Annotated in this window: 12 protein-coding genes; 2 read left to right on the top strand and 10 right to left on the bottom strand. The window is 41.6% G+C overall.

The genetic code is table 11. The features are described from left to right. Window positions 1-180: 180 nt before the first annotated feature. The 10 genes from METTI_RS08595 to METTI_RS08550 form a co-directional block, all read right to left on the bottom strand. Window positions 181-1,401, bottom strand: a complete 1,221-nt coding sequence (locus METTI_RS08595; protein ID WP_023845430.1) for a PAS domain-containing sensor histidine kinase — start codon at window positions 1,399-1,401, stop codon at window positions 181-183. Between the two features lie 236 nt (window positions 1,402-1,637). Then, window positions 1,638-2,927, bottom strand: coding sequence for a phosphomethylpyrimidine synthase ThiC (thiC, locus tag METTI_RS08590; protein ID WP_023845429.1), 1,290 nt, complete (start codon window positions 2,925-2,927; stop codon window positions 1,638-1,640). Between the two features lie 307 nt (window positions 2,928-3,234). Beyond that, window positions 3,235-4,164, bottom strand: a complete 930-nt coding sequence (gene aglJ / locus METTI_RS08585) for an S-layer glycoprotein N-glycosyltransferase AglJ (RefSeq protein WP_023845428.1) — start codon at window positions 4,162-4,164, stop codon at window positions 3,235-3,237. A 26-nt stretch (window positions 4,165-4,190) separates the two neighbouring features. Then, on the bottom strand, window positions 4,191-4,742 hold the full coding sequence (locus tag METTI_RS08580; RefSeq protein ID WP_023845427.1) for a TATA-box-binding protein: 552 nt from the start codon (window positions 4,740-4,742) through the stop codon (window positions 4,191-4,193). A 148-nt stretch (window positions 4,743-4,890) separates the two neighbouring features. Beyond that, the gene (gene scpB / locus METTI_RS08575) at window positions 4,891-5,997 is read right to left on the bottom strand and encodes an SMC-Scp complex subunit ScpB (protein ID WP_023845426.1); all 1,107 of its coding nucleotides are present in this window, start codon (window positions 5,995-5,997) and stop codon (window positions 4,891-4,893) included. 15 nt (window positions 5,998-6,012) lie between these two features. Then, window positions 6,013-6,864, bottom strand: coding sequence for a segregation/condensation protein A (locus METTI_RS08570; protein WP_023845425.1), 852 nt, complete (start codon window positions 6,862-6,864; stop codon window positions 6,013-6,015). Then, window positions 6,861-10,385 (bottom strand): chromosome segregation protein SMC, encoded by a 3,525-nt coding sequence (gene smc, locus METTI_RS08565; RefSeq protein ID WP_023845424.1) that lies wholly within the window; start codon window positions 10,383-10,385, stop codon window positions 6,861-6,863. The genes METTI_RS08570 and smc overlap by 4 nt, the downstream gene beginning before the upstream one ends. Before the next feature lie 26 nt (window positions 10,386-10,411). Beyond that, complete coding sequence (locus tag METTI_RS08560) at window positions 10,412-11,341, bottom strand: hypothetical protein (RefSeq protein WP_169729106.1); 930 nt, start codon at window positions 11,339-11,341, stop codon at window positions 10,412-10,414. Between the two features lie 121 nt (window positions 11,342-11,462). Then, entirely contained in the window at window positions 11,463-14,123 is a 2,661-nt protein-coding gene (locus METTI_RS08555) for an AAA family ATPase (protein WP_023845422.1), read from the bottom strand. Further along, on the bottom strand, window positions 14,123-15,637 hold the full coding sequence (locus METTI_RS08550; protein WP_023845421.1) for a metallophosphoesterase family protein: 1,515 nt from the start codon (window positions 15,635-15,637) through the stop codon (window positions 14,123-14,125). Before METTI_RS08550 ends, METTI_RS08555 begins: the two co-directional genes overlap by 1 nt. 125 nt (window positions 15,638-15,762) lie before the next feature. Here METTI_RS08550 and METTI_RS08545 point away from each other — a divergent pair, with 125 nt between their 5' ends. Then, entirely contained in the window at window positions 15,763-16,230 is a 468-nt protein-coding gene (locus METTI_RS08545) for a DUF7287 family protein (protein ID WP_023845420.1), read from the top strand. Window positions 16,231-16,276: 46 nt separating this feature from the next. Next, on the top strand, window positions 16,277-16,846 hold the full coding sequence (locus tag METTI_RS08540) for a DUF7288 family protein (protein WP_023845419.1): 570 nt from the start codon (window positions 16,277-16,279) through the stop codon (window positions 16,844-16,846). Window positions 16,847-16,851 lie beyond the last annotated feature (5 nt).

The following is a 16,851-nucleotide window of genomic DNA, read 5'->3' as shown; positions in this document are numbered from 1 at the left end:
AATCTTATACAATTACGCTATGTAAAGGTCAGATTTTCCCACATAAAATATCAAGTTGTTTTTTTATAAAAGTCTTTGGCTCATAATATATCATAACTAAAAACAGAAAGAATCGGCATAAAAAGCTGAAAATACATACCCTGATTTTCAATGATGTATAAAAAAATGCAAGATTAACTGTTACTGACATACAGGAATAGTGAAAGTAAAAGTGCTTCCTTTACCAGGTTCACTTTCAGCCCATATATCGCCGCCATGGAGATTAACAAGCTCTTTAGATAGTGCAAGTCCAAGGCCGGTACCCTCATATTTGCGGGATTCAGAAGAATCCAGTTGCACAAAGGGGTTAAATAGTCTTTTCATTCCTTCACTGTCAATACCAATTCCATTATCAATTACAGAGATATGTACAAATTTATCATCGATAGTCGAATCAATTAAAACAGAGCCACCTTTTTCTGTGAATTTGATGGCATTGGTAACAAGATTATAAAATATCTGCTTTAGTTTGACTTTGTCAGCATACACATAGGTTTCTTCAGATTCAAGAGGCATCTGGAAATCAATACTCTTGTTGTCTGCAAGTTGTTTCAGGATTGAATGGATTTCTTCATATACTTCACCAAGGAGAATTTTTTGTTTATTGATTGTCATTTCCCCTGACTCTATTCTGGAAATATCAAGGATCTCATTAATAATACTAAGGAGATGTTTTCCACTGTTGGATATATTAGTAAGGTAACGAAGCTGTTTTTCACTGAGTTCACCGCCTGCACCACCCAGTAACATATCTGAAAATCCGATAACAGAATTTAAAGGTGTACGCAATTCATGACTCATATTTGCCAGAAATTCATTCTTGGTACGGTTAGCATTTTCTGCAATAATTTTTGCCCTTAACATCTCATCTTCAGCTTTTTTCCTTTCAGTTATATCCATGCATATTGCAAGGAACTTGTTACCGGGAATCTGCACCGCATGGAGTTCCAGATAAAAAAGATCCTGGGTCTTGTTAATGAAAGGGAACTCACCTGATAGTTTCCCCTCAGTTTGCAGTTTGTGAAAAGTTACCTCGTAATTATCCACACGAGACGGAAGAATAAAATCAGAAATACGCTTTTTCAGTATATCTTCACTTGAGTAACCTGCAACCCTGCAGGCCTCAGGATTTACATCAAGGAATTTACCATCGAGATCAATTACAAAAATAGGATAAGGCGATATGGTTACATATGTCCTGTACTTTTCCTCACTTTCCTTCAGGGCGCGCATTGCCTGCTTAAGTTCTTTAATCTGCTCCTTTAACTGAGGATAATAATTCTTCCTATGAGAAGTTTCACTCAACCCGATAATCTTGTTTCGAAGATCAGCCTGCCTTCTATCTTCATCAGAAGGATTCACAGGTTAAACCCCCATAGATACAACATACTATGTTGTCGGGCACAAAAAACCCATTTAGCCATATTTGCTACGTGTCCCACAATAATATTGAGGATACGTAATTATAAAAATATTTGCATTTTTTTGTGATGAAAAACTATTGTTGATAGTGATTTTAAAAATATTAAGGAAAAAAAAGAAAATGATTTTGTGTAGATTTCAAAAAGAAAAGAGAAAGTAAATAATGCCCACAGGCATTATTTGCAAAGGTCGTAGTTTGAATTGACAATCTTAAGAGCGCAGAAGTCACCGCACATTGTACATGCGTCTTCATCTGCTGAAGCTCTCTCTGTTCTGATCTTTCTTGCAAGTTCCGGATCGAGTGCGAGCTTGAACTGTTCCTCCCAGTCAAGTCTTGCGCGTGCTCTGCCCATTGCAAGGTCAACTTCACGAGCTGTTTCCGGATATTTGATCATGTCACCAACGTGAGCTGCGATCTTTGATGTCTTGACACCCTCAACTACATCTTCAAGGTTTGGAAGTGCAAGGTGTTCTGCTGGTGTTACGTAACAGAGGAAGTCACAGCCTGCTGCTGCGGAAGCTGATGCACCGATTGCTGTTACGATGTGGTCACGGCCTGCACCAATGTCTGATACCAGTGGACCAAGCATGTAGAATGGCTTTCCATTGCTCATTGCCTTCATGAGCTTGACGTTTGTCTCTACCTGGTCAAGTGGTACGTGGCCTGGTCCTTCTACGATTACCTGAAGGTCGTATTTGTCATGTGCTTTCTGTGCGCATTCGGAGTTGATGATAAGTTCCTGGACCTGTGCCCTGTCAGTTGCATCTGCTACTGCACCTGCACGCATTCCGTTACCGGTTGAAAGGGTAACTTCGTGTTCCTTGAGGATCTCACAAAGGTAATCGAAGTCTTCATAAAGTGGGTTTTCCTTCTCGTTGTGCAGCATCCATGTGCTCATGAATGCACCGCCACGGGAACAGAGACCACCGTATCTGCCGTGTGCCTTCAATCTGTCAAGGACAATGTTGTTGACACCAGTGTGGATAGCCATGAAGTTTGTACCGAGTTTTGCCTGTTCTTCGGTTGCACTCCAGAGGTCGTCCTCTGTCATGTGAACAATGGAACCATCTCTTCTTGCTGCTGAGATGAATGCCTGGTAGAGTGGTACTGATCCTACTGGAAGGGAGATTGCGTCACAAACAGCTTTCCTGATACCAAGGAAGTCTCCACCGGTACCGAGCTCCATAAGTGTGTCAGCACCTGCTGCCTCTGCTGCCTTTGCCTTCTTAACTTCCATGTCAAGGTCAACGATGTCTGATGATGCACCAATAGATGCGTTTACCTTGGTTGTAAGACCTTCGCCCATACCACAGATTTTGATATCCCTGTATGGTGTCATTGGGATTACGATTCTTCCTGCTGCGATACCACGTCTGATGAATTCAGGATCCTTGCCTTCAACCTCGGCAACGATCTTCATCTCTTCTGTGATCTTACCATTTTTTGCATCTGTAACTATTGTCATTGTTTATACCTCAAGATTTAGATGTAACCTACAATAACTAAATCGTATATAATGTTTGTCAAAAAATAAACTTTAGATAAAGTCAAGTTAACTTTATAGATGCCGATTTTTTATTAAGCGGTGAATAAATAAAAGCTAAAAAAGATATTCAAAATCACACCCATAAGCAATAATGATTCGACTTGGAATAGAGCTTTGACAATAATGCAAAACCCACTATTCAACTAAAATTGTTTTGTTTACAGGGAAAATGAAATGTCATTAAAATCATTGAAACTTTGAATTCAGGACAAGTTACCATGAAAGATCAGTCATCGTCCTTTTCGGCAATTTCAGTGATTTTACGGAGCATACGCATGTTTTCCCTGTGAAGGGTAACCATGAGATCGCTGAGCATTCCAAAAATGAACATCTGGAAACCTGCTACTACCAGCAACGTAGTAAGTATAGTCATAGGAATGCGTGTAACACCCTGGAACCACTGGACAACAACAAAACTGCCAACAAGAATACCTGCGAGGATAAACGCACCGCCGATTATTCCAAAATAGAACATCGGATTATGAAGTTTTGCCATTTTATAGATGGTAGATCCAATTCTCCAGCCATCTTTTAGCGGATTCAATTTTGTAGCACCTTCTGAATGTCTTGCCAGGTAAGTTGTCGGGACTTCTTCTATGCGCAGATCTTTTTTCACACTTTCTATTGTGATCTCAGATTCTACCTCAAATCCCATTTTTGTAAGCTCAAAGGACTTGATGGCTTTCTTATTAAAAGCCCTGTAACCTGTAAGAATATCCTCAAGCCACACACCATAAGCCATGCCAAACATCTTGTTTATTACCTTGTTCCCGAAAAGGTTGAGTCTGGTAAAAGCACCTTCTTCGTAATCCACAAGCCTGTTTCCCATAACATGATCGGCTTTGCCTTCAAGAACCGGACCAAGAACAGCATGAACATCCTTTGCAAGGTTTGTGCCATCACCATCTGCCATGACAACGTAGTCCTCTTCTATTAACTCAAAGGACTGTTTAATTGCCTGACCTTTTCCTTTACCGGTCTGGACAACTACCCTGGCACCTTCAGCTTCAGCTATTTCACGAGTCTTATCCTTACTGTTACCATCAATTACAAGAATATTGTCAAAGCCTTCAGAGCGAAAATCCCTGATGACCTGACCAATGGTAGCCTCTTCATTCAGAGTGGGCAACAAAATACAAACATTTTCGTTTGACATCTCTATATAAATAGAAATGAAAGGTCTTAAAGCAGACCCATGCTGTCAAGCTGCTGTCTTACGACCTCAACACCCTGCTCACAATTTTCAGGTGATTTGCCGCCGGTGACCACAAGCTTTCCAGAACTGAAAATAAGTACAACGACCTTAGGATCGTCAATGCGGTAAACAAGACCAGGGAACTGCTCTGGCTCGTATTCAATGTTTTCAAGACCAAGACCGATTGCAATTGCATTAAGGTTCAGGACTGCCTGAAGGTCTGCTGACGCAACAATATTCTGAACTGTAATTTCAGGATTCTCGATTGTCTTGATGCCAATGTCATTAAGTTTCTGGGCCATATTGCCTATGACAGTGTGAACATCATCCACATTCTTTGCACCGGTACATACAACTTTACCGGAAGTGAAGACCAAAAATGCGGCTTTTGGGTCAGAAACACGGTAGACAAGACCGGGGAATTTCTGTTTGTTATATTCCGCGCCCTCAAATTCAGCTTCTATTTTTGTAAGATCGAACTCCTCAGCAAGCTTGGTAGATGCGACCACATTTTCAATTTTGATGTTGTAATCTGACATAGTATAATCCTCATATTTAAAGCGGGCTAATATTCAACAATTCAGTATATAAGCTTATACCCTCTTGTTTATATAGGTTTTTAAGGAACTGATAAAATAGTAAAAGTTTTAATACTTTTTGAGTAAAATTTAATACAAATTCCCCATCTCATTCATCTTCAAGCTTTTTGAGACCATCAATAACGGCATCATATTTGCTGCATACCCTTTCTATAAGGTCACCATTCATGCCTTTGTGTGTAGGTATCAAAATATCAGCACCCTCTGAAATGTCAACGCCGTCACTGGATTGTCCGTAGTCAGGAGCGATTACAATCCCGGTTGATGAAACACCAAGACGCAGATCACTGACAATGCGCGCAACCATTTCTGTTGCAGGCTGGACTTTCTTGCTAATCACAAGAGCTTTTGAAACATAGCGTTCCTTGAGCTCACCTATGGATTCTATACTTGATTTTGCAGTGTCGGTATCTGACACGTTTTCAAGCAGATTTATAGAATCTATGAGGTCATCAAATGTCGTGGAGCTAGCCTCAATAATCTCCCCATCATAGTATTTACTTACTTTCTCAGTATAACCTTTGGAGATTACCAGCTTGTAAACATCATCAAGCTCATCAAGTTCCTCTTCGGTAGGGTCATAAGCATTGATAACTTTATATTCCCTTATACCGCAAAGCTGCATAAGTGACTCATACATCGGAGTAACACCAATAAACCGCCTTCCAAGCCATTTATTAAGACCACTCTGTCCGCTCTGTACACGGGAAAGTTCAATGATCTTCTTTTTGACAAGTTCAGGATCATTGGATTCAAGACCAAAATAATCAGCAAACAGAGAAGTAGTTTGGAGAATCTTTGTCCTGCCGTGCGGAAGCGCTTCAACAAATCCCCTTTCCTTTAGTTCTCTGATATGATCATAAGCGGAATTACCCCGCATATCAACAAGATCAGACTGGACAAGCGGCTGATGATAGGCTATCATGGAAAGTGTGCGAAGCATCGGTGCACTCAGTTCTTTTGGAGCCAGAGGTCTTACATCATCGGTATATTTGGGCTTGACCTGCATGACATAACGTTCGCCAAGGTCCAGAACCTCAAGGCCTGATTCCCTTTCAGCATATTCCTTTACAAGCTCCAGGGCAACAGGAATGGCTTTTGTTTTATTTTTGCCTATCAGCCTGCCAAGAGTTGTAGCATCAAGTGCTCCCCCGGCAGCAAAAAGAGCTGCTTCGATTACTTCCTTATCACTCATAACTGTGAATACACCTCACACAGCCTCTGTTGCAGTTACAATATCACATGCTTCATCACATGGATACACATACAATTCACCGAAAAGTTCCTTCTGGGCAAGCCATACTTTCTTTTCGGTAGCAAGGAACAGCAATGAAACATAAGTCATTATATTCTCCGACCTGTCGTCTGTCATAAGATCTGAAAGGACCACAAAATCACAATCTTCAAACGATTTTTCAAGCATTTCACCCATGTCCTTTACACGTCCCAGAATATCCTCTTCGTGTGCAATTCCAAGGACATCATCTGTGGTTACTGCGGCCTTTTCTTCAAGCCTGCGGTGAACACTGCGGTCTTTCCTGCGAGTTTCTACCTTCTCAGCCTTACGAAGTTCAACAATAAGTTCCTGAAGCGTTACAGGACGGGTAGCCCTGCGCCTGATTGGTAATTTTGGAACCGGATATTCATCAACCTCATAGAAATCCAGCTCATCTGCAAACATGTCAAAGCAGTCTTCTTCCTCTTCTTCCTGGACAATTCCAGTTGATTTCATACGTAAAAGGATTGCTGCATAAAGGAGTGTACGTCCGGAGATGCGCAGATCAAGCATCTGCATAACCTCTACTCGCTCAAGGAACATATCAGTAACATTGACAATATCAATATCCCATGGATTAATTGCACCATCTTTTGCAAGATTCATGAGGATCTCAACAGGTTCACTGAGGACATCTTCCGGGAATTCCAGAAGGGCTTCATCAACACCAAGACCTCTTAAAGTCTCAACGAATTCAGGGTCAATGGTACAAGGTAACGAAACATCAGTTATCTGGGCAATGTCGACTGCCTGAACCATTTCCACATCTTCTGCTATTTCGTTCAACGTAATTTCACTCCCGTTATACTTGTAATGTTATTTTCCTGCATTGCAACACCGATTGTGCGCTCTGCGGCTTCAATCATTGGCTTTCTCAGGGACACAACGATAAACTGAGCATTTTTAACTGCCTTTTTCACGCGCTGTGCAACCCTTCCGGCATTTGCTCCGTCAAGAAACATGTCAATTTCATCGAATGCATAGAAAGGTGCCGGCCTGTACTGCTGAATAGCGAAAACAAATGAAAGCGCAGTCAGACTCTTCTCTCCTCCTGACATCGCTTCAAGACGCTGCAGTGTCTTTTCCTTTGGCTGTGCCTTAAGTGTAAGACCACCGGCAAATGGGTCTTCATAATTATCAAGAACAAGCTCTCCAATTCCATCGGAAAGCTCATGGAATATTTCCTTGAATGGTTCATTAATACCATTGTAGGTTTCCATGAAAGTATCCTTTTTGAGCTGTTCATACTGTTTTATACGCTCAAGAATCTGCTCTCTTTCAGATGAGAGAGTGTCACGCCTGCTAACAAGCTCATCAAGTCTTGATTCAACTTCATCATATTCATCAATTGCACGCATATTCACAGGTTCAAGGCGCTCCATTGCCCTTTCAATAGATGCTATCCTTGTGCGTACGGTCTCATAATTAGGAACTTCTTCTGTTTCCTCGATACCACGCCTCTGAATCTCCTCAGTAAGATCGTTTACCTGCTCATCAAGGGCTTCCTTTGTTGCGTTAAGAGCCATCATCTGTCTGTTGCCTTCATCGAACCTTGCCTTGAATTTATCAAATTCTTTCTTCAATGCAAGATGTTCATCATGCAAGCGGGTACGTTCCTGCTGTAATTCCTTAAGCTCATCCGCAAGTTCCATTTCACGCTGCTGTTTCTCTTTGAGTAACTCTTCAAGTTCGGCTATCTTATTCTTTAGTTCGGAAACACGCTGCTTGTGAGTGCTCTTCTTCTCATCCATGGATTTGATGAGTTCCCTGTTCTCTTCGATCTTATTAGATGCATAATCACGATCAAGATTCAGAGCATTAAGAGTGGAGTCAATATCCCTTACGCGACCGTCCAGACGCCTGATTTCCTCATCAAGCTGCTCAGCCTGCCTGTTAAGTTCAGGAACCTCGGAACCTTCCAGTTTCTCTTCCAGAACCTCAATGTCCTTTTCAAGTGAAACGACAAGTTCTTCCTGCTCCTGCTTCTTTGTGAGTGTGGAATCCATTTCTTCCCTGAGCTGTTTGCGGGCTTCCTCGATTTCTGCAAGTTCCTGACTCTTTGCCTCAATAAGCTGTTCAAGACGCTCGCCCCTGCCTGAGATCTCTTCAAGCTGCATCTGCTTCTTGGAGATTTCCTTATCATGTTCATGTATCTCACGGTTGATCTGTGCCACATGACCTTCAACCTGATCCAATTTCTTGATTGCATTACTGCGCTTGGAATCAAGTTCGGTTATCTTTTCAGCTATCTTTACAAGCTTATCTTTTTCAGATGCTGCAAAAGAAAGACCGGATTTCTGCTGCTGGGAACCTCCAACCATCGCACCACTCTTTTCAATAACTTCACCTTCAAGAGTGACCATCCTGAGTCCTCCCATCAGGCGGCGCGCGTTGGTAAGAGTATCAACAATCAGAGTATCCCTGAAAACGTACCAGAATGCTGCCTCGAATTTATTATCAAAATCAATCAGGTCAATTGCATAGCCAATCACACCTTCCCTGTCAGAAAGATCCTTGTAAGGCCTGCGGCCTTCCATCTTGTTCAAAGGAAGGAAAGTTGCCCTGCCGCCACGCCTTTGTTTCAGGAAAGAGATAGCTCTTGATGCGTCCTCATCATTTTCAACCACAACTGCCTGCATACGACCGCCGGCTGCAATTCCCAGAGCATTGGAATACTTCTGGTCAACACTACCAAGTTCTGCAATAGTACCATAGATTCCCGGCAGACCGTGGTGTTTCTTCTCATTCATCACCATGTCTACGGCTTTGGAATACCTGCTGTGGTCCTCTGCAGCTCTGACACGAACCTCGATTCTTGCATAATCATTCTCATGCTTTCGAAGCTCGTCCTCAAATTCCTTAACAATAACCTTTAACTGGGAACGTGTGAACTCAAGATCATCCATGTCCTTTGTCAGGGCATCGATCTTCTCATTGAGTTTATCAATATCATATTCTACGGATTTTGTGTCACTGCCTGAAGATTCCGCTTTAGACTTCGCATCTGCGATTTCACTTTCAATATCCCTTGCCTCAACAGACTTTCTTCTCTGGGAATCAAGCAGACGATCTTCCTGACGCATGAGCTCGTTTTTCTCATTTTTCACTTCTTCAAGCCGGGATTTGAGTTTGCTTAACTCATCACGGGTCTGCGCAAACTTAGCATCCACATCAGCAATCTTGCTTTGCAGGAGCATGCGCTCTGTTTTGCGCTCGGACATCTCAGCAAGAATACTTTCCTTACGCATTGCCTCTTCTGATATTTTTGAATCCAGTTCTTCAAGCTTACCTTTTATATCATCGATATCCACAAAGGCTTTTCTTCTTCTGGATTCAACATCTTCCATCTCTTTTTCAGAAATCTCAATGGTGTCCATACACCTTGAAACTTCACCGCGGATTCCTTCAATATCCTTCTTGATCTGGATCTGTTCATCCTCACCCATTCTCTGGATGTTCAGGGTCATTTCCTCAAGTTCCTGCTCAAGTTTATCCACAGCAACTCTCTTTGCCTCTAAATCAACTTCCAGTTTGGCAAGAACTTCCTCTTTTGCAAGAATATCATCTGCGACACTTGTGAGTTCTACTTTGGCATCTTTCAGTTTTGCCAGCAGGACAAAACCCTCAAATTTCATTTTCTCTTCTTTGAGAGACTGGTATTTAAGAGCCTGATCACGTTCAGTCTTTAGCTTTTCAAGCTGCTGACCAACCTCTTCAATAATAATATCGACTCTTTCAACCCTTTCACGAACAATCTCAAGTTCGCTGAGTGCCCTGTCCCTCTTACTGTCAAATTCAGCAACTCCGGCAATCTCATCAATTATCTTACGTCTTTCACCGGGAGTCATATTGATGATACGGGTAACGTCTCCCTGCATCACAACATTGTATCCTTCAGGAGTTACACGGGCTTTGGCAAGGTAATTATGAACATCTCCGAGGCTTACTGCCTTGCCGTTAAAATAGAAATAACTGTAATATCCGGAATCAGTTTCCCTGATCTTTCTTGTGATGGAAATCTCATCTGCATCAAATGGCATCTCACGGTCAGTATTGTCAAACCGAATGGTAACCTGGGCAAAATCTGGTTTTTTGGAACCTTCGCCGTTGTATATAAGGTCAGTTAGTTTTTCAGCTCTCAGGGTTCTGGAACTTGAAAGACCCAGCACAAAGAGAATACCGTCTATTATGTTAGATTTCCCACTACCATTTGGACCGGATATGGTAGTGAAACCATCAAAAAAAGGTATTTTTACCTTTTTTCCGAAGGATTTGAAGTTTATAAACTCAAGTTCCTTGATGTGCACGTAAATCCTCTGTTTTTATGAAAAGATTATTTTTTTCGTGTGGTAGTCATTATTACCGCATCTTCATCCTCACGTGCCTCTATGGACTCGTAATCAGAATCTTTATTGTTCTTATCATTGCATGAATCCGGTTTATCCTCTTCAGCAACGATATAATTGCAGGAATCTCTTTCCTGCCGTGACGTCCTGTTGAGTCTCATCTGGCGCTCATCATCCGTTTCTGCAATAATATATTCTGACCTTGGTTCAGGTTCAGGAATCTCAGGGCGCTTCACAGAAGGAACTTCCCTCACATTAAAACTCATATTTGATGATTGTGAAGCAGGAGCTTGTCTGGAAACCTGTTCAGGCTCTGCAGATCTGATGGAAACTTTTGGATTTGACTTGCTTGCATAAGATGCGGGGTCTTTAGGAACTGAGGGATTTGATGGAGGAACCATCGATGAAGGTGATACACTTTTTGGCTGCGAAGCATTGTTTGAAGCTGAAACAGGTTTTGGTTCCGGCCTGTAAACCCTGGGACTTGAGTATTCAACAGGCGCAGCTTCTGAAACTGGCTTTTCAACTTTAGGTGCTGGTGCTGGATCAGGTGTTAGATTTAGTGTGGCTTTTGGCTCAGCTTTTCTTTCTTTTGAAACAGGGAGCTCTTTCAATGCTCTAATCATTGATTTCTGGTCAAGAAGTTCATCCATTATCCCGTTAAGATTACTGTTTATGGACTGGACCTTACGTTCAAGCTGAGCAATGCGATTGTTAAAATCAAGGTCGTTCTTAAGATCACTTCTGATCTCACGGAGTATAGACTCCCGGAGATTGGTTTTAATATCGTCTAATTCTGCTTCTTTTTCCTTGAGCTGCCGCTCAAGGCGTTCAATGACAAAGTCCCTGTTTTCAGTGTTCATGAAAAGCCTCGCAAATCCATTCAGTCCCTCATCGCTGTTACGCGAAAATACCACGTTAATATATGAATAAAAGTATAATATACCTTATGGTTGTCTCTTGTATTTTATTCAAGCAATAAATAATTATTTAATTTGATCTGCATTTCTCCCATTCAACGGGCACTTTAACCACCGCTTACCGGGCAAATATAGCAGAATTATTTGTAATGGGGTCTTTTTCAACTGCAAATACATGGTCTGCAGAATCAATCAGCGATTCATCATGGGAGACAATGAGTATCTGGGCAACTCCAATATCCCTCATCATATCAACAAGCTTAATCAACTGGTGTACATGCCCACGGTCAAGGAAAACCGTCGGTTCATCCATTATCAGTGGAGGAAGTCCCTCTCCTACCTGCGTTGAATTTCCAAGAGACAGTAAACGATAGATAGCACAACGAAGCACCAGATTAAAGAGTGCTCTCTCGCCACCACTGAGAAGTTTAGGTTCAAGCGCGGTTCCGTCCTTCTCAAAAACAGTCAGGTTGTAATCAGCATCCAGCGTAACGTGAGAATACGCATTATTGGAATACATGAACGTGAAAATCTCATTAATAAGAGTATCAAGGGTCTGTATATTACTTGAACGCAGCTGAGCCCGGATACGCATATACATACTCTCAAGGTTTTCCGCATCTGAGTACACAGCCCGCAGGAAATCACCCTTATTCTTAAACACAGTGAGACTCTTTTTCATATCAGAAAGTCTCTTACGTTCATTTTCAGCCATACCGGCTTTCTTCATAACCTCATCTTTTTCAAGCTTCAGCTTGCCTATCATGGAATTGATATTCTCAAATGCAGTATTGTATTTCTTACTCAGGATTTCCAGTTCATTCTTATTGAATTCACCAATACCCTTATCGATCTCCTCAAGTGATTCTTTCTTTTCGCCAATCTGGGCTTCAAATAAAGAGATCATTTCCTGAATGCCTTTTATCCTGTCATTCATCTGCACAATCTCAGAGTTTATCTTCTCAGATTCAGCAAGTGCTTTCTGCATTTCCCTGAGTAAAGCAAGTTTTTCAAGCACAGAAGAATGCTCTTTCTGCACAGAATCCTCATCCTGTTTTATCTGCTGAATTAAGGCCTGGGTTCCTTCAAGGGCTTTCTCAAGAGACTGCTGACCTGCCATCAGTTCCTTAATCCTGGTCTCATCTTCCTTTATACGAAGAACGTATTCCTCAACTCGTTTCCCGTCACGTTCAATTGCTTCCTTCTCAGCACTAATATCCCGCAGAACAGCATCAATATCTGACTTACAGCTTCTTGCAGACTTTATTTTCTCAAGCCGGGCTTCAGTTTCAGTCTGCCTGACCTGCAACTCCGAAAATTCAGATTCCAGCTTTGCCAGCGCCTCATCATCCTCAACTGTGGACTGCTCCACACAGGAACCTTTCAGCTCCTGACCACAAGTTGGACATTTCCCGGCTTCCAGAAGCTTTTTTGATTTTTCGAGACGGGATTTCAATTCTGAAATCTTTACCTTCAGTTCAGATTCCTGACCATGGAACCTTTTCTGCTGATCATTTACAAGATCAAGAACATCATCAATATTTTCAAGTTTCTCAAGGCTGAATCCCAGGGAAGAAACTGTAGACACTATTTCCTTACGCGTGTTCTCAAGTTCAGCGATATTAAGTTTATGATTTTTAGTTTCAGAGTGAACAGATTCTATTCTGGACTGTACGTCCTTCATCCCATCTTCAAGAGCCTTTAACTGTTTATCAGCATCTTTTATCGATTGACCCATGTTGAGAATATCTTTTTCGGCAACCGCTTTCTTACTCTTAACTTCAGCCAGCCTGTCACGAACAGAACGCTCTTCCTCATCCATTTTAGCTACAAGGGAATCCGTCTCCTTAGAATCAACAGAAAGTTTTGATTCTATTTCAGAAATCCGTGCTTTTTTAATCTCCAGAGCATCTTTTTGAGAACGAATATCCTTTGATAGATTATCAATAGAAACAAAAGAAAGTGATTTACGATCTGTAAGTTCCTTTATCTGCTGCTTAACAGCTTCTTTTTTGGATGAAAGCTCACTCAATTCGGACAACTTTTTTGCAACTTCGTCAATAAGGCTACGCGCCTGATCCCTTTTCTCATTCAGGGATGTGATTTCCTCATCAATCTGCAAAGACCTTGTTCTAAGGGTTGCCAGCCTTCCGCTTGGATCTGAATCTTCAATTAGCTGTATCTCCGCATGCATTTCCTTAATTCGCCTTTCATTGTCCCTCTGGTGCCTTCCTACACCAACCCTTGCACTTGAAGCTCTCTCCCTGTACTCTTCCAGCTTTCCAAGTTGCAGCAGGTCATCAATCATTTTCTGGCGGTCTTTCGGTTTGGAGTTGATCAGCACATCAATCTCACCCTGCCGAATATAAACACAGTTCCTGTACGCCTCTTCGTCCATATTCAGAAGTGAGGTAACAGCTTCATAGGTCCGGGTTGCCTGATCAAATATTATTTCTCCGTCTCTTTTAAAGACAGATTTTGTATTGGAAGCACGCCCCTTTTCAGGATCGTTTCTGAAAGACTGTTCAATAGAATAGTTATGACCATTCTGTTTGAATTCAAGCAGTATTGATGCCTTTGAAGCACCTTTTGTGATGATATCGGAGAGAACGAATTCCTTATCCAGTGTTTTGCTCCCGAAAAGTCCCGTGAAACATGCCTCAAGAAGACTGGATTTCCCACTTCCGTTTACACCTGAAACTACAGTTACCCCATCCTTGAAAGAAAGGTCAAGCTCCTTGTAGCTCCTGATGTTTTCAACTTTCAGGCGTTTTAGCATCACAGGTAATCACCCAGATTATACTGTCGTGGTTTTGGAGTGTCATCGTCTTTCTTTTTCTCAGAAGAAGACTGCTTTTCAGGCTCTGATAATTCTGTTTTATCTTTTGACAAAATGGAATCCTCTTTTTCCGGCTGCAACACATTTCCATAATTATTTACAGGTTCATTTCCATTCTGTCCCACATTCTCTTCCGGTAATGAATCAGAATTTGAACCTGAAACTTCAGGTTCTGGTTTCCTTTCCGCATGCTGAGAAATATTATTGGAAACTTTTTCTTTTGCGGAATCGGAAACTAAAGATTCATCAATTGATTGTGGTTCCTGTTCACCTGTGTTTTCAGAAAACATCTCATCAACTGGAACCGAAACCGGAACAGGATTTGTAAAATCGATTTTTTCCAGAAGCTCTCCAAGTTTTTGTTCCGCCTCATCTCCCATTCGGGTCTTGGCTATCTGGGAATCCCTTATCATATCATCAAGAAGCAGACCACCTGAAGTGAGATTCATTTTCCTGATTTCTTCCTTGATAACATCATCGGGGTCTGAGAACACAACTTTTAATGTTGGGTCGTTCAGAGTGTCAACTCCTGCCCTCAGATCCTTTATACCTGGAACAAGAGCACCTCTTGACAGGAGGAACTTCTCTATTTCGCTGAAATCAAGCCGGGCCTTCACATCACCTGAAAGTTCAACGAACACGACCTTGTCATGAATATCGTGTTCCATAATAGCATTAAAAACATCTTCAATGGCATTTGGCCCTTCATTCACATTTACAGGAATGAACAGGAACTCACGGGTCGGAATAATCCTTTTACTTATCTCAATGCCACTGTCCTTTATTGTGACGATATTATATGATCGGGGTTCGCGTTCGGATGTGCTGTTCCTTTCAGTGCTTCCCGGATATGTAACCCAGGTGTCATCGACCTTAGTTATCTCATACTTGTGATTGTCACCAAGAAGTACCGCATGAATATCAAAAGGAATCTTATCAATTACTTCATTTATGTCCCACTCACCAAATGAGAATGGCTTTACAAGCTGATGCATAACAAGCAGATTATAAAGTGCATCAGTATCCTTACCATCAAATATAGAATAATCAAAAAGAGGTATTTTTGTCTTGGCTACACTGTCGATACCGTATATGGCCACATTTCCCAGCCTGTATGCCTCATTGCTGAGTCTTGTCACAAGTCCCAGACTACTGTAAAGGTCCAGCCATTGGGTATTCTGTTTACTCTCGTGGTTTCCGACTATCGCAAGCAATGGAATTCCGGCATTTTTAAGCCTCGAAAAAAGTCCCATTGCATCAAGAATATCATCCAGTGTGGGATTGCGTGAGTCAAAAAGGTCACCTGCATGTATTACAGCATCCACACCCATAGCTACGGCATCATCCACCACAGCAGAAAAAGCATTAAGAAAATCCTTCCGGCGTACATCACTGTGATATTGCCGGTATCCAAGATGTGTATCCCCTGTGTGGATTATTCTTATTTCATCCATCAGGGATTATGATATGTCGAATAGAATATTAATTGTTTGGGATGAGTAATCGGCAATACCAATACATTAATATTATATTATTCATATAATGTGTAACATCTGCTCAAGTGCAGTATGGGGCTTTTATGGATAGTAAAGGACAGATAACCATCGATTACCTGATAGGAATTACCATATTCCTTTTCGCTGTCCTCTTTATATTCAATTACACTTCCGGAATATTTACTCCATTTCACTCAAATTCTGACGAAATTACATTGATAGCTGACCGGACATCCACTGCCCTTGTTGAAAAGATTCTCAGCGAAGGTGATGAAACAGTCCCGAACCTTGTTAACAAAGCAAAGGTTGACACCTTTTTTGGAGAACTTGATACCAATTACGAATCTACTGTCGATTATCTGGGTCTGACAGGTTCATACCTAAGATATGATTTCAATGTCACGATGGAAAACCAGACATCAGTAATGAATACAGCAGGTAAAGTAATTCCTTCTGGTGTCAATGTAGGCCAAACCAGACGGATAGTCCTCATAAAAAATGATGCCACCGGTGGAACCGAGCTGGCTATAATATCTTTCAGGGTGTGGTAAAACGATCAGAAAAAAACATATTCTCATACCTGATGCAAAAGCCCAGATGCATACACTGGAAGCAGTTATGGCAGCACTCATTATGGTAGGAGTAATCGTATTTGCCGTGGAGGCAACTTCACTCACACCACTTACATCATCAACAGCAAACGCACATATTGAAGCCCAGATGCAGACAATGGGACAGGATATGCTGAATGCCCTTTCCTATGCTCCTTACGGACATGACTCGGCTTTGAAAAGTGATGTCATGAACTGGGACGGAACAGAATTTGTATGGAACGGAACAGCATACGAGTCCCGGGCATCGACTAACATAACCCTGACAAACAGTAATCTTGCTGATATGTTTGCTTTCATAACAATTCCACGTGGAATTGCACACAATATCCACTTCACATGGATAAATGAAGAAGGAGTATCTATTGCAAGACCTTACATATACAATGGCGACCCGTCGGACAATGCTGTAATTGTCTCAAAAAAGGTTGTACTTTCAGATTACGAAGTCGGAAATGTATCCTCATTTGCAGCTAACACAGGTATCCCTGACATTGATAACAGCACTGCATTTTACAATATAGTCAATGTGAAAATGACACTATGGAGAATGTGATAGCA

The organism is Methanolobus tindarius DSM 2278 (genome assembly GCF_000504205.1).
Classification (GTDB): domain Archaea; phylum Halobacteriota; class Methanosarcinia; order Methanosarcinales; family Methanosarcinaceae; genus Methanolobus; species Methanolobus tindarius.
The sequence above is the reverse complement of the archived record's forward strand: the minus strand, read 5'-3'. Positions and strand labels throughout refer to the sequence as shown.

Excerpts from the sequence above, each read along its gene's own strand:
- scpB (WP_023845426.1), bottom strand. The coding sequence starts at position 5,997 with ATGAGTGATAAGGAAGTAATCGAAGCAGCTCTTTTTGCTGCCGGGGGA.
- thiC (WP_023845429.1), bottom strand. The coding sequence starts at position 2,927 with ATGACAATAGTTACAGATGCAAAAAATGGTAAGATCACAGAAGAGATG.
- METTI_RS08555 (WP_023845422.1), bottom strand. The coding sequence starts at position 14,123 with ATGCTAAAACGCCTGAAAGTTGAAAACATCAGGAGCTACAAGGAGCTT.
- METTI_RS08545 (WP_023845420.1), top strand. The coding sequence starts at position 15,763 with ATGGATAGTAAAGGACAGATAACCATCGATTACCTGATAGGAATTACC.
- METTI_RS08550 (WP_023845421.1), bottom strand. The coding sequence starts at position 15,637 with ATGGATGAAATAAGAATAATCCACACAGGGGATACACATCTTGGATAC.
- METTI_RS08540 (WP_023845419.1), top strand. The coding sequence starts at position 16,277 with ATGCATACACTGGAAGCAGTTATGGCAGCACTCATTATGGTAGGAGTA.
- METTI_RS08580 (WP_023845427.1), bottom strand. The coding sequence starts at position 4,742 with ATGTCAGATTACAACATCAAAATTGAAAATGTGGTCGCATCTACCAAG.
- aglJ (WP_023845428.1), bottom strand. The coding sequence starts at position 4,164 with ATGTCAAACGAAAATGTTTGTATTTTGTTGCCCACTCTGAATGAAGAG.